This is a genomic window from Stenotrophomonas sp. NA06056 (assembly GCF_013364355.1).
Lineage (GTDB): Bacteria > Pseudomonadota > Gammaproteobacteria > Xanthomonadales > Xanthomonadaceae > Stenotrophomonas.
On sequence record NZ_CP054931.1, the window covers coordinates 4,083,346 to 4,104,401 of the forward strand.

The following is a 21,056-nucleotide window of genomic DNA, read 5'->3' on the forward strand; positions in this document are numbered from 1 at the left end:
GCTGCACGACGCGCCTGCCAGCCTGCCGAGGTGACCTCCTCTCTCTGTACCGCCCAGCACCGGCGGTCCCTGTGCGACAGGGGCTGCGGTCTCCCTGCGTGGGCGTAGGGTGGGCCCGACAATCCGGCCCTGACGGGTCACCCGCGCGGCATGCTGCATCGCAGAAAAAATGAATCAGCGCACGTTACATGCAATTGATCGCTGTTCAATGGGTTTCGGCGACATTTGGCAGCCTGTTATGCTCCCTGACCTGCTCGTGAATCATGGATTCCCTGCATGCTCCCCAGCCTGCCCCTGCTGCTGGCCCTGCCGTTCCTCATGGCAGTGGCCGTTGCCGCCTTCCCCCGTAGTTCGCGCTCGACTGCTGCCTGGCTGGCGGCGCTGGCGCCGTTGGGCGGGCTGGCGATCCTCGCCTGGCTGACGCCATCGGTGCTCGATGGCCAGGTGGTGCGGACGATGGTGCCGTGGCTGCCGCAGATCGGCCTGGACTTCACCCTGCGCCTGGATGGCCTGGCCTGGATGTTCGCCGGGCTGGTGTTGGGCATCGGCGCACTGGTGGTGCTGTATGCGCGCTACTACCTGAGCAGCCAGGACAACGCGCACCGCTTCTATACCTACCTGTTGCTGTTCATGGGCGCCATGCTGGGCATGGTGCTGTCGGGCAACCTGTTGTTGCTGATGGTCTTCTGGGAAATGACCAGCATCAGCTCGTTCCTGCTGATCGGTTTCTGGTCGCATCGCCAGGACGCCCGCGAGGGCGCGCGGATGGCGCTGGTGATCACCGGCGGCGGCGGCCTGGCCCTGCTGGGCGGCGTACTGCTGATCGGCCGCATCGTCGGCAGCTTCGATCTGGACGTGGTGCTGGCCGCCGGCGAGCAGATCCGCGCCAGTGCGCTGTACCCGTACGCGCTGTTCCTGGTGCTGGCCGGCATCTTCACCAAGAGCGCGCAGTTCCCGTTCCACTTCTGGCTGCCGCACGCGATGGCCGCGCCCACCCCGGTGTCGGCCTACCTGCACTCGGCCACCATGGTGAAGGCCGGCGTGTTCCTGCTGGCGCGCCTGCACCCGGCGCTGGCCGGCACCGATCTGTTCTTCTACACGGTCAGTGGCATTGGGGCGCTCACCCTGCTGATCGGTGCCTGGAACGCGATCTTCCAGCATGACCTGAAGGGCCTGCTGGCCTATTCGACGATCTCGCACCTGGGCCTGATCACCCTGCTGTTCGGCCTGTCCACGCCGATGGCGGTGGTGGCCGGCGTGTTCCATATCCTCAACCACGCCACGTTCAAGGCCTCGCTGTTCATGGCCGCCGGCATCATCGACCACGAAACCGGCACCCGCGACATGCGCAAGCTGGGCGGGCTGCGCAAGCTGATGCCGTTCACCAGCGCGCTGGCCATCATCGCCTCGCTGGCGATGGCCGGCATCCCGCTGCTCAACGGCTTCCTGTCCAAGGAAATGCTCTTCGCCGAAGCACTCTCGGCCGGTGGCACCGACGCCATGCGCACGGCCGTGTCGATCGCCGCGCTGCTGGCCGGCGTGTTCGGCGTGGCCTACAGCCTGCGCTTCGTGCACGACACGTTCTTCGGCAAAGGCCCGCATGATCTGGACCGCGTGCCGCACGAGCCGCCGCGCTGGATGAAGGTACCGGTGGAAATCCTGGTGGTGATCTGCGTGGCGGTGGGTATCGCCCCGGCACTGACGGTGGCGCCGGTACTGCACGCGGCAGCGGCCTCGATCCTCGGCAGCGCGATGCCCGAGTACAACCTGTCGGTGTGGCATGGCTTCAACCTGCCGCTGGCGATGAGCGCGATCGGCGTGGTCGGTGGCGTGGCCCTCTATTTCGGCCTGCGCAAGCTGATCAACCTGCATGGCGTGACCAACACCACGCCGGGGCGCAACGTCTTCCACCACCAGCTGGACCTGCTGTCGGCCGCTGCGCAGCGGTTGACCGCCGGCATCGCCAACGGCAGCCTGCAGCGCATGCTGCTGGGTCTGGTGGTGGTGGCCATCGTGGTGGGCGCCGCGCCCCACATCGTCAACCCAGTCTCGCCGCAGTGGACGAAACCGCAGCCGATCCCGTTGCTGGGCTGGGCACTGTGGCTGGTGATGATGTCCTGCGCGGCAGCGACGCTGCGCATGTACAAGCAGCGCCTGCTGGCGGTGCTGCTGGTCGGCGGCGTGGGCCTGATGGTGGCGCTGACCTTCGTGTTCCTGTCCGCACCGGACCTGGCGCTGACCCAGCTGCTGGTGGAGATGGTGACCCTGGTGCTGATGCTGCTGGGCATGAACTACCTGCCCGCACAGTCCGGCCCGGAGCGGCCGCGCTGGCGCAAGCGCCGTGATGCCCTGATCGCCATCGTCGCCGGTGCCGGCCTTGGCGCGCTGGCCTACAGCGCGATGACCCTGCCGCCCAACACCATGGCCGGCGAGCTGCTCGCCCGCGCGTTGCCCGAGGCGTACGGCCAGAACGTGGTCAACGTGATCCTGGTCGACTTCCGCGGCTTCGATACTTTCGGCGAGATCACCGTGTTCGGCATCGCCGCGCTGGTGGTGCACGCGCTGCTGCGGCGCACGCGGATGGCGCCGGAGCAGATCATGCCCGGCCCGCCGATCAAGCTGCCGGTGCCGGCCGATCTGGCGCAGATCATGTTCCCGCTGACCCTGACGGTCTCCATCTTCCTGTTCCTGCGCGGCCACAACGCGCCGGGCGGCGGCTTCATCGCGGGCCTGGTGCTGGCCGTGCCGCTGCTGATCCAGTACGTGATCCAGGGCACGGCATCGGTGGAGTCGCGCTTCGGCTTCGACTACATCCGCTGCATCGGCACCGGCCTGCTGATCGCCATCCTCAGCGGCGCCGCCTCGATGCTGTTCGGCGTGCCGTTCCTGACCAGTGGCCACTTGGACCTGCACCTGCCGCTGATCGGCGAGGTACCGCTGGCCAGCGCGATTGGTTTTGATATCGGCGTGTACCTGGTGGTGTTCGGCGGCGCGATGCTGATGCTGTCGATGATGGCCACCGTCAAACCCTCGCGGACGCGCACCGCGCGCAAGGGCGAGATCGACCTGCAACGCCGCTCGGCACGAACGGGGGAGATGCACTGATGGAACTGGCCCTGGCCTCTGCGATCGGCGTGCTGACCGCCATCGGCATCTACCTGCTGCTGCGCGCGCGCAGCTTCGATGTGATCCTCGGCATGACCTTCCTGTCCTACGCCACCAACCTGCTGATCTTCGCCGGTGGCCGCGTGGTGCAGGGCAAGGCGCCGGTGCTGCAGGATGGCGTGGAAAGCCACCTGGGCAACTACACCGATCCGCTGCCGCAGGCCCTGGTGCTGACCGCCATCGTCATTGCCTTTGCGATGACCGCGGTCAGCATCGTGCTGGCCATGCGCAGCCGCAGCGACAACCACAGTGACCATGTGGACGCGCACGAACCGGACGACGATGCACCGCCGCGCCGGGGCGAGGACCGCGCATGAATCATCTGGTGATCCTGCCGATCCTGGTACCGCTGCTCGGCGCTGCACTGTCGCTGTTCGTCGAACACCGCCGCTATGGACCGAAGGTGCAACGCGCCGTCGCGTGGACATCGCTGGCCGCGTTGGCGGTGGTGGTCGGCCTGTTGTTTGCCGACACCGCGGGCGGCGACATCCGCGTGTATCTGCTGGGCGACTGGCCGTCGCGGCTGGGCATCGCGCTGGTGGCCGACCAGTTGTCCGCATGGATGCTGCTGACCACCCTGCTGCTGGCCATTCCCTGCCTGCTGCATGCGTGTTCGGGATGGGACCGCCGCGCACCGCACTTCCATGCGCTGTTCCAGTTCCAGCTGGTGGGCCTCAACGGCGCCTTCCTGACCGGCGACATCTTCAACCTGTTCGTGTTCTTCGAGGTGATGCTGATCGCCTCCTACGGCCTGCTGCTCAGTGGCGGCCGTGGCCTGCGCATGCGCATCGGCCTCCACTACGTGGTGTTCAACGTCACCGCCTCGACCCTGTTCCTGATCGCACTGGGCCTGCTGTACGCCTCGCTGGGGTCGTTGAACATGGCCGAGCTGTCGCAGCGCATTGCCGAGGTGCCGCCCGCGCAGCTGACCCTGGTGAAGGCGACGATGGGCCTGCTGTTGCTGGTGTTCTGTGCCAAGGCCGCGCTGATGCCGCTGTACCTGTGGCTGCCCGAATCGTATGCGCGTGCACCGGCGGCGGTAGCGGCGCTGTTCGCGATCATGACCAAGGTGGGCCTGTATGCCGTGCTGCGCATCCAGATGCTGTGGTTCGGCGAGGATGCGGGTGCGATGGCCGGCTACGGCCGCGACTGGCTGCTGTGGGCCGGCGTAGCGACGCTGGTGCTGGGTGGCCTGGGCGCGTTGGCCGCAGCGCGCCTGCGCGTGTTGATTTCGTATCTGGTGATCGTCTCGGCGGCGACGCTGTTCATCGCGTTCTCTGCCGGCACGCCGAAGGTGCTGTCTGCCGGCCTGTACTATCTGCCGCACAGCAGCTTCGTCGCCGCCGCACTGTTCCTGGTCGCCGACCTGATCCGACGCCGCCGTGGCGGCGCCAGCGACCGCAAGGAAGTGATCGCACCGATGCCCGGCAAGGAGACGCCTGCGGTGCTGTTCCTGATCGCGGCAGTGTCGGTGGCCGGCCTGCCGCCGCTGTCCGGCTTCCTGGCCAAGGCCGCGCTGTTGGCCGGCATGCCCGCCCAATACACCGGCGCGGTGTGGACGGCAGTGCTGGTCAGCAGCCTGCTGGTGATCATGGGTCTGACCCGTGGTGGCATCCGCCTGTTCTGGCGCGTGCCGCTGCCCGATCCCGATGCACCGCCGCCACGCAAGGCACCGCTGCGCCGTGTGGAGCTGTTTGCCGCCTGCATCCTGCTGGCCTACGGCATCGGCATGACGCTGTTCGCTGCGCCGCTGATGCAGCACACCGACGCCATCGCCACCCAGCTGCTGCAGCCGGGCGATTACGTGCAGCAGTTGCGCGCGACCACGCCGGAGATCCGCCAGCCATGACCGCCAAGCGTTCCCCGATCCGCCGCCTGCTGCCCTCGCCCGCGCTGAGCGTGATGGTGGTGGTGTTCTGGCTGCTGATGTCCGACAGCTTCACGCTCGGCCAGTTCCTGCTGGGCCTGATGCTGGGCGTGGTGATTCCGTTGTTTGCTGCGCGCCTGGACCGCGAGTTCGCCCGCATCGGCACCCTGCGGCCGCTGCCGAAGCTGCTGTTCGTGACGCTGTGGGACATCCTGATGTCCAACATCCGCGTGGCCATCCAGGTGCTGGGCCCGGAAAAGAACATCCACCCCGGTTTCATCTGGCTGCCGCTGGACATCGCCAACATCCACGGCATCGCCGCGCTGACCAGCATGATCACCCTGACCCCTGGCACGGTGTCGGCCGCGCTCAGCGACGACCGCAGGTTCCTGCTGGTGCACGTGCTGCACCTGGACGACCCGCAGGCGCTGATCGACACGATCAAGCGCCGTTATGAAGCCCCGTTGATGGAGATCTTCCCATGACTGGATTCCAGATCATCCAGACCACCCTGGTGGTATGCATGCACGTGGTCGGCCTGGCCATGCTGCTGGCCACCTGGCGCCTGCTGCGCGGGCCGACCGTGCCTGACCGCATCCTGGCACTGGATACGCTGTCGGTGACCGCCATCGCCGAGCTCATGCTGTTCGGCATGTACCTCAATTCGGCGATCTACTTCGAGGCGGCACTGATCATCGCCATGCTCGGCTTCGGCAGCACCGTGGTGCTGAGCAAGTTCGTGCTGCGCCGGGACATCGTCGAATGATCACCTTCATCCAGATCGCGCTGTCGATCCTGCTGCTGTTCGGCTGCTTCTTCATCCTGGTCGGCGCACTGGGCCTGGTGAAACTGTCCACCTTCTTCAAGCGCCTGCACGCACCGACCAAGGCCAGCACGCTGGGCGTGGGCTGCGTGCTGGTGTGCTCGGTGTGTTACCACATCTTCCTAGGCCAGGACCCGCAGCCGCGCGAGCTGCTGATCACCGTGTTCCTGTTCATCACCGCACCGATCAGCGCGCACCTGATGGCCAAGGCCGCGCTGTCGCTGCTGATGGAAACGCGCCCCACTCTGCCGGGCAACGAGCGTGCGGAAGAAGAGCAGTTGCCGCCGCCGGAACCGGAGCGGGAAGAGGAAACCACCACGCGTTGACGGTGGGTGCCGACCGTTGGCCGGCAAGGTACCAACCGCATCCACGCATGGCGTGGCCCTACTGTAGAGCCGAGCCCACGCTCGGCTGGGCGTTACAGCGCCGGTGCACCTACCAGCAGCAGCTCCAGCAAGAACCACGCCACGAACGCCCCCAGCAGCACCGCACCTTCAATGCGGCTGATGCGCAGGTCGCCGCGCAGCATCGGATACAGCACCAGGGCGAGGGCCAGCAGCGCCGGTAGTTCAAGGCGTACGAACGAAGCAGGCAGCGCCAACGGCTGCAGCAGCCCCATCGCACCGATCACCAGCATCAGGTTGACCGCGCTGGAACCGAGCACGTGGCCCAGCACCATGTCGCCGTGACCACGGCGCGCCGCCGCGACGGCGGCTGCCACCTCCGGCAATGCAGTGCCGATCGCCACCGGCAGCAGGCCGACCAGCAGCGGTGTCCAGCCCAGAGCGGCGCCGAAATCAGCAGCAGCACCGACCACCAGGCGCGCACCCCAGTACAGGGCCACGCCAGCAAACAGCACGCGCAACACGTTCAATGGCAGGCTGGTGCGGCTCAGTGCCGATTCGGCGATGAGCGCCTGTACCTCAGCGCTTTCATGGCGCCCGCGTCGCAGCAGCAGGAACTGCACCACCACGAAGCCAGCCAGCAGCACGCCCGCCTCCCAGCGCAGCAAGCGGCCATCAAGCCCGAACACGATCAGCAGCAGGCCGGCGGCCAGCAACGCCCACCACAGCACCGTCTGCAGGCGAGCACGCAACAACAACGGCGCAGCAATGGCAGCCACCGCCAGGGTCAGGCCGAGGTTGACCACACTGCTGCCAACGGCGTTGCCCAAGGCCAGCTCCGGCTGGCCCACCACCAGCGCGCGGGCGTTGACCGCCAGTTCCGGCAGCGAGGTGGTGATGCCCAGCAACAGCAGGCCCGCAGTGAATGCGCTGGCGCCGAAGCGCTGCGCCAGGCCGGAAACGGCCTTGACGATGGAGTCCCCGCCCAGGGCCAGCAACAACAGGCCAAGCAGGAACCAGACAATGGCAATGGCGATCATCGAGCACTCCCCAGCGGTCGTGGCGCGATTCTACGCTCGGCCCACCCGCTGCGGGTGAGCCGAGGATGGCGGATCAGCCGCAGCCTTCGGCGTAGTCCACCTGCGGGGTCCTGCCGACCCGCCAGGCACCGACCTTGCCGTCAGCGCCGAGGGCGAAATCGATGATCGCCGCGCCTTCCTGCGCCGGGCGCACGCGCAGATGCTGGGCCTTGTCGTCGTACTTGTCCGGGCCGACGTCGGCGCGCTCGGGATAGAGCACCTGCAGCTCACCCAGGGTCATGCCGACCCGGCCGCCGCCGGGGGCGACGATCGACGGGCTGCGCACGTCGTAGCGGACCAGCTTGCGTGCCTCGAACATCAGGCGCGGGTCTTCGGCGTCCTGCGGGCGCAGGAAGTAGCAGCCCTCGTTGGCATCGTCGGCCGGCAGCGGCTTGCCAGCGGCATCGGTGCCCAGCCCCTGCAACGGCGTGCCGAAGCCACTGCGGACCTCGGCGATGCCGGCGCCCAGCGTGGCACCGCCGAAGCCATCCAGGCGGGCCGGGCTGTCGCGGCGCGGGTCCACCGGCGAAGCGGTGGCCAGATCGGCGTCGGCGGGGACGGAGGCATCCTTCGCCGGCGCGGTTGCGGCAGGAGGTGCGTCCGGCGTAGCGGTTTCGGGACTACGGTTGCAGGCGGCCAGCGACAACAGCAGCAGGCCGGCCATCGGGAGGTGCTTCATCGGTGCGGATCCTTGGCACAGGGTGGGAGCACGCTACCGCAGCGCGCGTGCAGGCGCTGCATTGTCATCGCGGTTTCATCGCCCTCATTCAGGCTGGGCAAGCACCGACTTGGCTGTCCCCCATGCAACCGCGCAAGACCGACCTCGCCCGAACCGCGCTGCAGGCCCACCGCGCGCCGCTGGACATGCGCCAGCGACGGCTGCTGATCCTGTGTGATGGCCAGCGCAGCATCGCCGAGCTGACCGCGCTGCTGGGGCAGGATGCGGCGGCGATGGTGATCCAGCTGATCCAGGCCGGCTACCTGGTGACCGCTGCGGACGCCGTCGGCTCCATGCAACCCGTGCCGATTGCGACAACTGCTCCCCTGGCGCCGCCAGTCTCTGCCACGTCTCCAGCACCGGTCGAACGCCGTCGCTCGCTGGTTGCCGCGCGCATCTATGTGCTGGGAATCCTGGAGATGCAGCGGCACCCCAACGCAGCGGCGTTGTTCCGCGACCTGCAGCAGGCGCGCGCCGAAGGCGAGGTGCTGCAGGTGATGCAATCAGCGCTGCAGGTGCTGCCGACGCTGACCTCGGAAGGCTACTGCCAACGCGTGCGGCAGCGGCTGATGGAGGCATTGCCGATGGAGCATTGCAGCGCGTTCGCGGCTATCGCCTGATCCGGCGAACAGCATCCACGCATGGCGTGGATCTACTGCATCACGAACCCGGTTGGATCCACGCCGCGCGCGATATCGCGCTTCCCAGTAGATCCACGCCATGCGTGGATGCGGTATCGCGCCTCCCGGTAGATCCACGCCATGCGTGGATGCGGTATCGCGCCTCCCGGTAGATCCACGCCATGCGTGGATACGGTATCGCGCCTCCCGGTAGATCCACGCCATGCGTGGATACGGTATCGCGCTTCCCAGTAGATCCACGCCATGCGTGGATACGGTATCGCGCTTCCTGGTAGATCCACGCCATGCGTGGATGCGGACGATCAACGGAAATTGTTGCGCAGGCCGTTCCAGCACTGCTGGTAATCGCCCTGCCGGTGGCCCGCGGCCAGCGCCTGCGCGGTCGGGCGGATCACCCCACGGGTCTCGAACATGAAGGCCATGGTGTCCTTGATCACGTCCGGCTTGGACAGGTCTGCACTGGAGGCCTTGTCGAAGGTCGGCGCATCCGGACCGTGGCCACTCATGCAGTTGTGCAACGACGCACCGCCCGGCACGAAGCCTTCGGCCTTGGCGTCGTAGGCACCATGCACCAGGCCCATGAACTCGCTGGCGATGTTGCGGTGGAACCACGGCGGGCGGAACGTGTTCTGCGCCACCAGCCAGCGCGGCGGGAAGATGGCGAAGTCCATGTTGCTGGTGCCCGCGGTGTCGCTGGGCGAGTGCAGCACCAGGAAGATCGACGGGTCCGGGTGGTCGTAGCTGATCGAGCCGATGGTGTTGAAGCGGCGCAGGTCGTAGCGGTACGGCGCGTAGTTGCCGTGCCAGGCCACCACGTCCAGCGGCGAATGATCGATCAGGGCACGCCACAGGCGGCCGTCGAACTTGGCGATCAGCTCGAAATCACCGTCGATGTCTTCGAACGCCGCATGCGGGGTCTCGAAGTCGCGCGGGTTGGCCAGGCCGTTGGAGCCGATCGGGCCCAGGTCGGGCAGCTTCAGCAGCGCGCCGTAGTTCTCGCAGATGTAGCCACGGCTCGGGCCGTCGGGCAGCTCCACGCGGAAGCGGACACCACGCGGGATCACCGCGATCTGCTGCGGCTCGATCTCGATCACGCCCAGCTCGGTGAGCAGGCGCAGGCTGCCCAGCTGCGGCACGATCAGCAGTTCGCCGTCGGCGTCGTAGAAGTAGCGGCCGACCATGTCACGGTTGGCCGCATACAGATGGATGCCGACACCGGCATGCGCGTCGGGCGAACCGTTGCCGCCCATCGTGTACAGGCCTTCGACAAAATCGGTCGGCAGTTCCGGCAGCGGCAGCGGGCTCCAGCGCAGCTGGTTCGGCGAGGCCGGCTGCGCACCGAAATCGCACTGCAGCTGCGATTGCGCAAACGGAGTGAACTCGCCGTGGGTCACCGCCGGACGGATCCGGTACAGCCAGCTGCGGCGGTTGCTGCCACGCGGCGCGGTGAACGCGGTACCGGTCAACTGCTCGGCATACAGGCCATGGGCCACCTTCTGCGGCGAGTTCTGGCCGACGGGCAGTGCGCCGGCAACGGCCTCGGTGGCGAACTCGTTGCCGAAACCGGACTGATAGCCGCGGGCTGTGATGGCGCTGGACATGGGGGGCTCCTGGGTACGGCGGGACCGGAACGGAAAGCAGCCGAGCATGGCTCGGCCTACAGGCAAGCAGGCGCCGGGACTGGCCCGGCGCTGCCGACGACCTTACAGCACGCCGCGGCGGATCTGGTCGCGCTCGATGCTCTCGAACAGCGCGGTGAAGTTGCCTTCGCCGAAGCCCTCGTTGCCCTTGCGCTGGATGATCTCGAAGAAGATCGGGCCGATGCAGTTCTGGGTGAAGATCTGCAGCAGCTTGCGCTGGTGGGTTTCCGGATCGGCATCGATCAGGATCTTGTTCTTGGCCAGGCGGGCGACGTCTTCACCGTGGTTCGGCACGCGCTGGTCGATCACGTCGAAGTAGGTGTCCGGCGTGTCGAGGAAATCCACGCCCTGCGCGCGCATGGCTTCGACGGTCTCGTAGATGTTGTCGGTGAAGCAGGCGATGTGCTGGATGCCCTCGCCCTTGTACGCATCCAGATACTCGTTGATCTGGCTCTTCGGGTCGGACGATTCGTTCAGCGGAATGCGCACGATGCCGTCCGGCGCGGTCATGGCCTTGGACACCAGGCCGGTCTTCAGGCCCTTGATGTCGAAGTAGCGGATCTCGCGGAAGTTGAACAGGCGCTCGTAGTAGTCCGACCACTGCTGCATGTTGCCGAAGTACAGGTTGTGGGTCAGGTGGTCGATGAAGGTCAGGCCGAAGCCGAACGGGCGCAGGTCAGCGCCGGCGATCAGCTCGTAGTCGCCATCGAAGATGCTGCCGGCATCGCCGTAGCGATCCACCAGGTACAGCATGCAGTCGCCGATGCCCTTGATGACCGGCGCGTTGACCGCCTTGCTCTCCGGCTTGAAGGCGATGGCCTCAGCGCCGTTGCCCAGCGCGGTCTGGTAGACCTCCGCGCCCGGCTTCTTGAAGCGGATCGCGAAGCCGCAGGCGCACGGGCCGTGCTTTTCGGCGAAGTCGGCCGCGAACGAATCGGGGTCTTCATTGACCAGGAAGTTGACGTCGCCCTGGCGATAGACGGTAATCGGACGCTGCTTGTGCTTGAGCACCGCGCTGAAGCCCATCTTGCGGAAGTACTCGTGCAGCTCGGCACCACGGCCGGCCGGTGCGGCGAATTCGACGAACTCGAAGCCGTCGATGCCCATCGGGTTCTCGAAGGTGGTGACCTGCATGCCGGGGTTGGGATGCGAGGCGGACGGGACTGCGGTATTCATGGCGTGGCTCCGAATCGGTGCCGCATCGGCACAAACCAGGTGCGGGCGGGGTTGGACCCGGCGAGAATGCAGGGTACGGACCCAACACTTATAGTTACACTTGAAACCACCAGCAAGGTGCACCGCAACATGAGCCCCGCCGATCCCGTTTCGACCCGCCTGCGTGCCTCCCACGTCCTGCTCGACCTGGAACAGTTCCTGCCCTACCGGCTGAGCGTGCTGTCCAACCGGGTCAGCGGCAACATCGCCAAGCTGTACGGCGACCGTTATGGCCTGGCCATCCCGGAGTGGCGGGTGATCACCATCCTGGCGCTGTACCCGGGGTCGTCGGCCAGCGAGGTCTCCGACCGCACGGCGATGGACAAGGTGGCGGTCAGCCGCGCGGTGGCCCGCCTGCTGGAACGTGGTTTCATCAAGCGTGAGACCCATGGCGATGATCGTCGGCGCTCGGTGCTGGCGCTGTCGGCGGCAGGGTTCGAGGTGTACGAGACGATCGCGCCGATGGTGATCGAGATCACCCGCAAGCTGATGTCGGTGCTGAGCGAGGAAGAGGAGCAGGTGCTGGAGAAGCTGATCCTGCGCCTGGCCGGGGATGGCCTGGAGCGGATGGGCGAAGGGGTCTGAGGGGTTTCCGGGGCTGCGCCCCGGGCCCTGCAGAGGCATACGGGCAGGAACCGAGGCAGAAGCGGCCTTCCTGAGGGGATGCGGGGTGGTGTCGGATTGCGGAGACGCCGTAAACCCATCCATGGGGGCTTGGCCGCGGCATCCATGCCGCGGACACCCCGCAATCCGACACCACCCCGCCTTCGACAATTTCCCGCTGCTGTTGGTAGGTGTCGACCTTGGTCGACACATGGATCCCTGCCATGCGCGGATGATGTCGCGGGCTGCGCTGTGGTCGATCAGGCGCATGCCATCGATGACCTGCATCGCGTGGTTTTCATGGCCCGCCGACGAACGGTCTTTCGGCCGGGTTCGACTCGATGTGTCGCGATTACCACCTGATGTTTCGGCATCGGGCCGGTAGAGTCCTGATCGACAGAGCGGCTGTATCGGAATTCGCGCATCGAGTGGCATTGCCTATTGGACGACCGGTTCCATCGGTCCGAGAGTAGGCGCGCAGCGGAGCACCGCTGCCGGGGTTGAAAGCCCGATGATCCGAAGGAAACCACGCCGCACCCGTCGCCGCCCATCGCGGGCGGCGACGACTCGCGCTGCCCCGCTTTGGCGGGCGGTGCGTGGGGCCGCATGGCCGCCGTTCCTCCTTCGGATCACGGTCTTTCAACCACGCATCGCCTGCCGCCTTTCCGGCGGCCTCGCCACGGAGTTTCGCCATGACACGCCGCCATCACCCCGCTACCGAACCCATCGATCGCGAAGCCGACCTGCAGCGCATCGATGAAGCACTGGCCACGCTGGAAACCGTCACCGAAGCGTGGTTCGAACATCATCGACTGAAGGCCTGCCAGCCAGGCCTGCTGCTGTCGTTGAACCGGCTGCTCGACCTGACCAGTCTCGCCAAGGGCTATGCCAGTGCGCTGCGGGTGATTGCTGAACCCTGACCCTGCTGGAAGGCACTTTCATGGACCACACACCGCCCCCCACCTTGCCGCAAACCAACGATCTGCTGGCTGATATCCGCCAATTGATATCCACAGCCCGCGCCGGGATGGTCAGGACCGTCAATGCCGAACTGACACTGCTCTACTGGCGTATAGGACGTCGCATCCATGTCGATCAGATGGGTGGACGTCGGGCACGCTATGGAGAGGTCCTGTTCAAGCGCATCGCCAGCAAGCTGGCTGCCGAGTTCGGCGGTTCGTTCGGTGAAAAGAGCCTGCGCAGGATGGTGCAGTTCTCCATCGCGTTTGCCGACGAGCAGATTGTCGTATCACTGCTACGACAATTGAGCTGGACCCATTTCATCGCACTGATTCCGCTGTCTGATCCGCTCAAGCGCGACTTCTACGCGCAGATGGCCAGCACCGAAGGCTGGAGTGTCCGCATGTTGCGTCAGCGCATCGACTCGATGCTGTACGAGCGCACGGCACTGTCCAGCCAGCCGGAACAGACCATTGCCAACGAGCTGTCGGCATTGCGCAGTAACCAGCAGCTCACGCCGGGTCTGGTCCTGCGCGACCCGTACGTACTGGATTTTCTCGGGCTGAAGGAGTGCTGGGACGAACAGGAACTGGAAGGCGCCATCCTGCGTGAAATGCAGGGGTTCCTGCTTGAACTCGGAGTGGGATTCAGTTTTGTCGCCCGCCAGAAACGCATCCAGATCGACGACGACGACTTCCATCTCGACCTGCTGTTCTACAACCGTCGCCTGCGCAGGCTGGTGGCCGTCGAACTGAAGATCGGTGACTTCAAGCCAGCGTACAAAGGCCAGATGGAGCTCTATCTACGTTGGCTGGATCGTTATGAGCGGGAGGAAGGTGAAGAGGCACCGCTGGGCATCATCCTTTGCACGGGCAAGAAGGCGGGCCAGATCGAGTTGCTGGAGCTGGACCGCTCAGGCATCCACGTGGCGGAGTACCTGACATCCCTTCCCTCCCGGGAAGTTCTCAAGCAACGGCTGCAGGCCGCGACCGAGCGTGCGCGGCAACGCATGGAACTCACTACGGCAGAGCTCGACCAGTAACCACCGCGCAGGGGATCACCAGGCCCACGTCACGCGCGGATGGCACATGCTCAGCTCAGATGCTTGCGCCGCGCATGGATCCACGGCACCGCCAGCGCGCCGATGGCGCCACCGGCAAAGCCCAGCGAGGCGGCAACCGTGGCCGCTTCAACCGCCCCGGGCAACGCCAGCGCGGCCGTAACCAGCAGCAGCGACGGCAGGCCGACGAACGTACCCAGGAAGAACGGCCAGCGCGGCGACCAGGTATTGAGCTGCAGCAGGCTGACCGGCTGCCATGCCTCGGACGAAGCGTCTTCGGCGATCTTCGCGACCACTCTGCCCAGATCCACTTCCGGCAGCAGCTTGCCCGGACGCGCGGCGGCAATCGCCTCGGCCACGGCTTCAACCGGCGGGAAGCTGCCCGGCCACGCCACCGGTGCAGGCACGCCGTACGCGGTCAGCAGCGGCACGCTCAGCCAGGGCGCCACCAGCGGGCGCAGCCTGCGCCGGCCATGCACGCACCAGACCTGTGGCTGGCCGTGCGCGGTCACGCTGTACAGCGCCAGCTCGCTCGGCGGCGGGTAGCCCAGCATGGTCACCCGTGCCGCCAGGCTGTCCTGGTCCATCGCACGCAGGAAGCCGGGGCGGCTGCGCCCTTCCTGCATCCACGCCATGCCGAGCGCGCCGACCAGATAGGCCTCGGCCACATCCTTGCTGCCCGCGTTGGCGCGATCATCGCTGGCCAGGTACCAGGCCAGTGACTTGGGTTCGGGTACGTCGGCCAGGCCCCAGCGGCTGTCGTCGCCCAGCACATGGCGCACCGGCAGGCGGGCCGGTGCGGTTTCACCCCGTTCGCCGGGCTGCAGGAACGGCAGCACGCCCTGCACGAAACTGGACAGGTCGATCGCGCGCACGCCGTTGCCGTGCCATTCCGGCGGCAGCAGACCGGCCAGCTGTCCTTCGGCGGCGAGTCGATCCAGCCGCGCCTTCTGTTCCACCAGCTTCTGCACTGCGCCCTTCAGCACCACGTTGTCGGGCAAGGCGATCTGCGGCAAGCGATGTCGCGGCGGTGCCAGCTCAAGGGCGTCTTCACCGGTGCCGGCGTCGTCCAGCAAGGTTTCCTGGGCAGGCAGGCTCACGCCATCGGGTGCCCCACCTTCGGCCAGCGGGCTGGCAGGTTCGGGCAGGCGTTCGGCGTGGTCGCTGTGCATGGGCGCTCCGGTCGCGCCGGGTGGCGCAGTGAGGTCCTTGCCATTAACGGCCGAAGGGTATCGATCTGTAGATCCGCGCCATGCGTGGATGGTCGGGCAGTGGCGAAGCTGCGGGGCCGCCCAGCGCTAGCGGTCAGGTGCCCACTGTTTGAGGAATGCCATCACCCGTGCGGTCTGCACCGTCTTGCCCTTGTGCATCGCTTCGCTGGGCTGCGGCGCCAGCAGGGTGCCGTCGGCATCGATCACCAGCAGGTGCGGATGCTCACCTTGCAGCGGCGGGAACTGGCCCAGGAAGGCCGTGTTCGCATTCTCGGCACTGTCGTTGATCTTTACCCAGACGAAGTGGGCATCACGGAAGCGGCGCAGATCGCCATCGCCTTCCACGGCTTCATCCAGCGCATGGCAGGGCTCGCAAGCGGCGTTGCCCACTTCCAGGATGATCCGTTTGTTGCCGCGCTGGGCTTCGACCTTGGCGGTTTCCAGGTCGGCAGCGGCGTTGCGGGTCGGGTCGAACTGCGCACCGAGCCCTGCAATGGCGGCGATGTCGGCCGCTGCGGGGGTGTTGCCCGAGGCCACCGGTTCGCTGGGGTCAGCGACCGGTGGCTCGGTGGGGCGGGTATCGAGGGGCTGCGTGGGTTCGGGGGCCGCGGGAGGTTGAGGCTGCGAACAAGCGCCGATCAGCGCCGCACACACCACTGCCACCACTGCACCACCGAACGTTGTACGCATGCCCACTACCCTCTCATTACTTCACGCCGTGCATCAGCTTGTTGATCAGCGGTGCGACCAGGAACAGGATCACACCCGAACCGATCAAGGCCCAGAAACCGAAGGTATACCCCTTCAGGGCCGATTCGACCGTCATGCCGCCTTCACCACTGACCACGCCGGCGAAGATGCCCGACAGGTTGTTGCCGATGCCGGTGGACAGGAACCAGCCGCCCATGCCGAAGCCGACCAGGCGCACCGGGGCCAGCTTGGTCACCATCGACAGGCCGATCGGCGACAGGCACAGCTCACCGACCGACTGGATGACGTAGACCATGAACAGGGTCCAGAACGGGATCTTGCCGTCCACGACCATTTGCGACAGCGCGTACATCAGCAGCGCGAAGGCAGCACCATTGAACAGCAGGCCCAGGCCGAACTTGCGCGGAATGGACGGATTGGCGCGGCCCAGGGCCACCCAGATCCAGGCGATGATCGGCGCCAGGGTGATGATGGCCACCGAGTTGACCGACTGGAACCACGCGGTCGGGAAGGTCCACTCGCCCATCTGGCGGTTGACGATGTTCTCCGCCAGGAAGGTGAAGGAGCTGCCAGCCTGTTCGAAGAACATCCAGAACATGACGTTGAAGGCGAAGATGATCAGCATGGCGATCACGCGGTCGCGCTGCACTTTGCCCTCGCGGATGCCTTCCACCAGCAGCAGCACGGCCAGGGCGGCAAACATGACGCCGAGGATCCAGGCCAGCGCGGTGGCGCCGGTGGCGAGCAGGAAGTAGGCCACCGGAATGGCGAACAGCGAACCCACCAGCACCATGATGATGCGGCCGAAGCCTTCAGCGCCGGCCGGCGGTGCACCGATGCCCTTCAGGCCGGCACGACCGATGTAGAACCACACCAGCGAAATCAGCATGCCCACGCCGGAGGCGATGAACACGACCTTGTACGACGGCATTTCCGAGGTACCGAAGACCTTGCGGGCCAGGTACTCGGTCAGCACCGGGGCGATCATCGCGCCGATGTTGATGCCCATGTAGAAGATGGTGAAGCCCGAGTCGCGGCGTTCGTCCTTCAGGCCGTACAGCTTGCCGACCATGGTCGAGATGTTGGGCTTGAACAGGCCGTTGCCGACGATGATCGTGGCCAGGCCGAGCTTGAAGATGTGCTCCTGCGGCAGCGAGATCATGAACAGGCCGACGGCCATGATGACCGCGCCGGTCAGGATCGAGCGCTGGTAACCCAGTACCCGGTCGGCCACGTAGCCGCCGAAGATGGCGGCGGCATACACCAGCGCCAGGTAGGCGCCGTAGATGCGGCTGGCGTCGCCTTCACCGGCAGCGTTGCCGTTGTAGAACTGGGCAACGATGTACAGCACCAACGCCCAACGGATGCCGTAGAACGCAAAGCGCTCCCAGAACTCGGTCATGAACAGCATCCACAACGGGCGCGGGTGGCCCATCGTGGTGTTGAAGTCCGGCAGTGCCGGCTCTGGGGTGTTCGCAGTGGCGTTTACGCTCATGCGGAATTCCTGGTTCGGTGGATGGAGGCACGTCCGATGTGCGGTGAAGCAACGCGCGAGGATCACCGACTTCTGGCGTTCACGTCAAATACACGCCGTTTGAGGCAGGTCGCTACCTGCTCGCTGAACTTGCATCTGAAACGATCCAGCCAGCCGCGGGCGGCCAAGCTGAATGGGGGTCAGGCCAGATCCGGCGGGCCCGCGACCTGCAGCGTGGTGCGTACCTGGAACAATTCGGGGAAGAAGGTCAGTTCCAGCGCCTTGGCGAGGAAGCCCACCCCGGACGAGCCGCCGGTGCCGCGCTTGAAGCCGATCACCCGCATCACCGTGCGCATGTGTCGGAATCGCCACAGCTGGAAGGCGGTTTCCAGGTCCACCAGGTCCTCGCACAGCGAATACTCGCGCCAGTAGCGGTCGGTGTCCTGGTAGATGCGTTCGAAGACCGGCTGCAATGCGTCATCGGCCACATGCGGCTGGGTCCAGTCGTGCGCCTCGTACACCGCCGGCACGGCATGGCCGAAGCGGGCCAGGTACTTCAGGAACTCCTCGTACAGGCTCGGCGCCTCCAGCACGGTGCGCAGCTGCGCCTGCCCGGCCGTGTCGTGCTCGAACACCTGCAGCATCTGTGCGTTCTTGTTGCCCAGCAGGAACTCGATGTAGCGGTACTGCAGCGACTGGAAGCCCGAGGACGGGCCCAGCACGTCGCGGAAACCCATGTACTCGGACGGGGTGAGCGTTTCCAGTACCGACCACTGCTCGGTCAGCTGGCGCAGCACCTGCTTGCTGCGCGCCAGCACCTTGCGGCACTGCCAGACTTCGTCGCGCTGCAGGAAGCCGATCGCCGCACCCAGCTCGTGGCCCAGCAGCTTCAGCCACAACTCTGAGGTCTGGTGCTGGATGATGAAGAGCATCTCGTCGTGATGCGGCGGGTTGGACAATGGCTGCTGCGCGCTGAGCAGTTGGTCCAGCCGCAGGTAGCCGCCATAGGTCAGCCGCCCCTGCAGATCGGTGTGGATACCGGCTTCGAGATCGCGTTGGTTGTTGTCGACGGACATGGGCGGGACCAGATCGGGGGCGGCAAGGGTAGCGCGTTGCTGCCGTGCTGGCAGCCGCGGTGACCGTACCGGGGCGTGCGGTGGGGCTGTGGAACGGCCGTTGCGCGTGGAACCGTTTGCGCCGTTCTACTGGCGCTCAGCACTGGGCGGTTTGTGATGCTTTGCAGCAATGGCTGAATACGTTGAAGTTATTGGCATCATGCACCTGGAAGGGGGTACAAAGGCCGGTCGGCCGTGCTGCGCCGCAGGACGGCTTTTTCGTACGCATTCCTTAACATGGCGATTCATATCATTTGTAACTTCTCTGTCGAAGGTGCAGTACGCAATGACGGTTGCCGCTGAGTTCAAGATCGAATACCTGCAGTATCTGGACACGGACGGCACGCTCGTCCGCGATGATCTGCCCGAAGCCCTGCGCGACCCGCGCGCGTTGCTGCCGATGTTCAAGCAGATGCTGTTCGTGCGCGTGTTCGACGGCAAGTCGATCGCGCTGCAGCGCACCGGCAAGCTGGGCACCTACGCCGCCTGCCTCGGCCACGAAGCCGCGCATGTGGGCATCGGCGCATCGATGCAGAAGGACGACGTGTTCGCACCGTCCTACCGCGAGTACGGCGCCATGTTCATGCGTGGCGTGCGCCCGCACGACGTACTGATGTACTGGGGCGGCGATGAGCGCGGCAACGACTATGGCGGCAATGCGGCCAAGGACTTCCCGTTCTGCGTGCCGATTTCCACCCAGTGCCTGCACGCCGCAGGCGCCGCGCTGAAGTTCAAGCTCAACAAGGAACAGCAGATCGCCGTGGCCGTGTGTGGCGATGGCGGCAGCTCCAAGACCGACTTCTACGCTGCGCTGAATTCGGCAGGTGCCTACAAGCTGCCGCTGATCCTGTGCATCGTCAACAACGGCTGGGCCATCTCGGTCCCGCGTTCGGCACAGACCGGTGCCGAGACGCTGGCACAGAAGGGCCTGGCCGGCGGCCTGCACTGCCTGCAGGTGGACGGCAACGATCTGATCGCGGTGATGGCCGCCATGCTGCAGGCGCGCGAACGTGCGCTGGCCGGCGACGGTGGCACCGTGCTGGAACTGATGACCTATCGCCTGTCCGATCACACCACCGCCGACGACGCACGCCGCTACCGCGACGACGCCGAAGTGAAGGATGCCTGGCAGCGTGAGCCGATGCTGCGCCTGCGCAAGTACCTGACCAACGCCGGTGTGTGGAGCGAGGAAGAAGAAGCCGCCTGGACCGCCGAGTGCGGCAAGCGCGTGGACGAGGAAGTGAACCTCTACCTCAACACGCCGGTGCAGCCGGTCGAGGCGATGTTCGATTTCCTCTATGCCGACCCGCCGCAGGACCTGCTGGCACAGCGCGCCCAGGCGATCGCCCTGGAGCAGCGTCATGGATGAGATCAAGAACGGCGCGTCCAGCGCGCACACCAACGCCGCCGACAGCGCTGCCGTCGCGCGCGGAGAACAGAACATGACCGATACCCCGATCACCCTCATCGAAGCCATCACCCAGGCGCTGGCCTGGGAGCTGGAGCACGACAAGTCGGTGCTGGTGCTGGGCGAAGACGTGGGCGTCAACGGCGGCGTGTTCCGCGCCACCGCAGGCCTGCAGCAGCGCTTCGGCGCCGACCGCATCCTCGACACCCCGCTGGATGAAACCACCATCGCCGGCCTCACCATCGGCCTGGCCGCACAGGGCATGAAGCCGGTGGCAGAAGCCCAGTTCGACGGCTTCATGTACCCGATGGTCGACCACATCATCTGCCACGCTGCGCGCCTGCGTTACCGCACCCGTGGCCGCCTGCACTGCCCGATGGTGCTGCGCGTGCCGTGGGGTGGTGGCATCCGCGCACCGGAACACCACAGCGAAGCCAACGAAGCGATCTTCACCAACGTGCCGGGCCTGCGCGTGGTGCTGCCGTCTTCGCCGCAGCGCGCCTATGGCCTGCTGCTGGCCGCGATCCGCGAACCGGATCCGGTGATCTACATGGAGCCCAAGCGCATCTATCGCCAGTACAAGGAAGTGGTCGTCAACGACGGCGAGGCCTTGCCGCTGGACGTGTGCTTCGTGCTGCGCGATGGCACCGATGTGACCCTGGTGACCTGGGGCGCGCAGGTGAAGGAAGCGCTGGAAGCGGCCGACAAGCTGGCCGGCGAAGGCATCAGTGCCGAAGTCATCGACGTGGCCACGCTGCGTCCGCTGGACTTCGCCACCATCGCCGAGTCGGTGGCCAAGACCGGCCGCTGCGTGATCGTGCAGGAGGCCCCGAAGACCGCGGGCTTCGGCGCGGAAATCGCCGCACGCCTGGCCGAGGAATCGATCTACGACCTGCTGGCCCCGGTCGAGCGCGTTACCGGTTACGACACCCACATTCCGCTGTTCCGCCTGGAGATGAAGTATCTGCCGAGCGTGGAGCGGATCGTGGCGGCGGCCAAGCGCGCGGTGGCGGCAGGCTGAC

General features: G+C 66.2%; 20 protein-coding genes. 12 read left to right on the forward strand and 8 right to left on the reverse strand.

Features of this window, described 5'->3' with window-relative positions:
• Positions 1 to 276: 276 nt before the first annotated feature.
• From HUT07_RS18505 to HUT07_RS18530, 6 genes are read left to right on the forward strand one after another with little or no spacing between them, the layout of a single operon-like run.
• Positions 277 to 3,105: a monovalent cation/H+ antiporter subunit A gene (locus tag HUT07_RS18505; protein WP_176022137.1), complete on the forward strand. Its 2,829-nt coding sequence runs from the start codon at positions 277 to 279 to the stop codon at positions 3,103 to 3,105.
• Positions 3,105 to 3,482, forward strand: coding sequence for a Na+/H+ antiporter subunit C (locus HUT07_RS18510; RefSeq protein ID WP_176022138.1), 378 nt, complete (start codon positions 3,105 to 3,107; stop codon positions 3,480 to 3,482). Before HUT07_RS18505 ends, HUT07_RS18510 begins: the two co-directional genes overlap by 1 nt.
• The gene (locus HUT07_RS18515) at positions 3,479 to 5,014 is read left to right on the forward strand and encodes a monovalent cation/H+ antiporter subunit D (protein WP_176022139.1); all 1,536 of its coding nucleotides are present in this window, start codon (positions 3,479 to 3,481) and stop codon (positions 5,012 to 5,014) included. The genes HUT07_RS18510 and HUT07_RS18515 overlap by 4 nt, the downstream gene beginning before the upstream one ends.
• Positions 5,011 to 5,517, forward strand: coding sequence for a Na+/H+ antiporter subunit E (locus HUT07_RS18520; protein ID WP_176022140.1), 507 nt, complete (start codon positions 5,011 to 5,013; stop codon positions 5,515 to 5,517). The genes HUT07_RS18515 and HUT07_RS18520 overlap by 4 nt, the downstream gene beginning before the upstream one ends.
• Complete coding sequence (locus HUT07_RS18525; RefSeq protein ID WP_025874598.1) at positions 5,514 to 5,798, forward strand: K+/H+ antiporter subunit F; 285 nt, start codon at positions 5,514 to 5,516, stop codon at positions 5,796 to 5,798. Before HUT07_RS18520 ends, HUT07_RS18525 begins: the two co-directional genes overlap by 4 nt.
• On the forward strand, positions 5,795 to 6,181 hold the full coding sequence (locus tag HUT07_RS18530; RefSeq protein WP_108267242.1) for a Na+/H+ antiporter subunit G: 387 nt from the start codon (positions 5,795 to 5,797) through the stop codon (positions 6,179 to 6,181). Before HUT07_RS18525 ends, HUT07_RS18530 begins: the two co-directional genes overlap by 4 nt.
• Positions 6,182 to 6,273: 92 nt before the next feature.
• Here HUT07_RS18530 and HUT07_RS18535 read toward each other — a convergent pair whose 3' ends face one another.
• Both HUT07_RS18535 and HUT07_RS18540 read right to left on the reverse strand, forming a co-directional pair.
• On the reverse strand, positions 6,274 to 7,239 hold the full coding sequence (locus HUT07_RS18535; RefSeq protein ID WP_176022141.1) for a sodium:calcium antiporter: 966 nt from the start codon (positions 7,237 to 7,239) through the stop codon (positions 6,274 to 6,276).
• A 73-nt stretch (positions 7,240 to 7,312) separates the two neighbouring features.
• Positions 7,313 to 7,957 (reverse strand): hypothetical protein, encoded by a 645-nt coding sequence (locus HUT07_RS18540; protein ID WP_176022142.1) that lies wholly within the window; start codon positions 7,955 to 7,957, stop codon positions 7,313 to 7,315.
• Between the two features lie 122 nt (positions 7,958 to 8,079).
• Here HUT07_RS18540 and HUT07_RS18545 point away from each other — a divergent pair, with 122 nt between their 5' ends.
• On the forward strand, positions 8,080 to 8,616 hold the full coding sequence (locus tag HUT07_RS18545) for a hypothetical protein (protein WP_176022143.1): 537 nt from the start codon (positions 8,080 to 8,082) through the stop codon (positions 8,614 to 8,616).
• A 323-nt stretch (positions 8,617 to 8,939) separates the two neighbouring features.
• On the opposite strand, the gene hmgA is transcribed toward HUT07_RS18545, so the two are convergent.
• A complete protein-coding gene (gene hmgA / locus HUT07_RS18550; protein WP_176022144.1) occupies positions 8,940 to 10,238 on the reverse strand; it encodes a homogentisate 1,2-dioxygenase in 1,299 nt (432 codons plus the stop codon).
• A 102-nt stretch (positions 10,239 to 10,340) separates the two neighbouring features.
• Positions 10,341 to 11,453 carry a 4-hydroxyphenylpyruvate dioxygenase gene (hppD, locus tag HUT07_RS18555; protein WP_176022145.1) on the reverse strand — a complete coding sequence of 371 codons (1,113 nt, stop codon included), beginning with the start codon at positions 11,451 to 11,453 and terminating at the stop codon, positions 10,341 to 10,343.
• A 129-nt stretch (positions 11,454 to 11,582) separates the two neighbouring features.
• Here hppD and HUT07_RS18560 point away from each other — a divergent pair, with 129 nt between their 5' ends.
• From HUT07_RS18560 to HUT07_RS18570, 3 genes are all read left to right on the forward strand, one after another.
• Positions 11,583 to 12,077 carry a MarR family winged helix-turn-helix transcriptional regulator gene (locus HUT07_RS18560; protein WP_049467584.1) on the forward strand — a complete coding sequence of 165 codons (495 nt, stop codon included), beginning with the start codon at positions 11,583 to 11,585 and terminating at the stop codon, positions 12,075 to 12,077.
• Between the two features lie 710 nt (positions 12,078 to 12,787).
• A complete protein-coding gene (locus HUT07_RS18565) occupies positions 12,788 to 13,015 on the forward strand; it encodes a hypothetical protein (protein ID WP_176022146.1) in 228 nt (75 codons plus the stop codon).
• 20 nt (positions 13,016 to 13,035) lie between these two features.
• Entirely contained in the window at positions 13,036 to 14,097 is a 1,062-nt protein-coding gene (locus tag HUT07_RS18570) for a PDDEXK nuclease domain-containing protein (RefSeq protein WP_176022147.1), read from the forward strand.
• A gap of 50 nt (positions 14,098 to 14,147) precedes the next feature.
• Here HUT07_RS18570 and HUT07_RS18575 read toward each other — a convergent pair whose 3' ends face one another.
• The 4 genes from HUT07_RS18575 to HUT07_RS18590 all read right to left on the reverse strand — a co-directional run bounded on the left by HUT07_RS18575 (position 14,148) and on the right by HUT07_RS18590 (position 18,587).
• Positions 14,148 to 15,287 carry a hypothetical protein gene (locus HUT07_RS18575; protein ID WP_176022148.1) on the reverse strand — a complete coding sequence of 380 codons (1,140 nt, stop codon included), beginning with the start codon at positions 15,285 to 15,287 and terminating at the stop codon, positions 14,148 to 14,150.
• Between the two features lie 126 nt (positions 15,288 to 15,413).
• On the reverse strand, positions 15,414 to 16,016 hold the full coding sequence (locus HUT07_RS18580; protein WP_176022149.1) for a thioredoxin family protein: 603 nt from the start codon (positions 16,014 to 16,016) through the stop codon (positions 15,414 to 15,416).
• Between the two features lie 16 nt (positions 16,017 to 16,032).
• Entirely contained in the window at positions 16,033 to 17,532 is a 1,500-nt protein-coding gene (locus HUT07_RS18585; protein ID WP_176022150.1) for an oligopeptide:H+ symporter, read from the reverse strand.
• 179 nt (positions 17,533 to 17,711) lie between these two features.
• Complete coding sequence (locus HUT07_RS18590) at positions 17,712 to 18,587, reverse strand: tryptophan 2,3-dioxygenase family protein (protein ID WP_176022151.1); 876 nt, start codon at positions 18,585 to 18,587, stop codon at positions 17,712 to 17,714.
• A gap of 325 nt (positions 18,588 to 18,912) precedes the next feature.
• On the opposite strand from HUT07_RS18590, the gene pdhA reads away from it, so the two are divergent.
• The gene (gene pdhA, locus HUT07_RS18595) at positions 18,913 to 19,995 is read left to right on the forward strand and encodes a pyruvate dehydrogenase (acetyl-transferring) E1 component subunit alpha (RefSeq protein ID WP_089237414.1); all 1,083 of its coding nucleotides are present in this window, start codon (positions 18,913 to 18,915) and stop codon (positions 19,993 to 19,995) included.
• Positions 19,988 to 21,055 carry an alpha-ketoacid dehydrogenase subunit beta gene (locus HUT07_RS18600; RefSeq protein WP_025874584.1) on the forward strand — a complete coding sequence of 356 codons (1,068 nt, stop codon included), beginning with the start codon at positions 19,988 to 19,990 and terminating at the stop codon, positions 21,053 to 21,055. Before pdhA ends, HUT07_RS18600 begins: the two co-directional genes overlap by 8 nt.
• Position 21,056 lies beyond the last annotated feature (1 nt).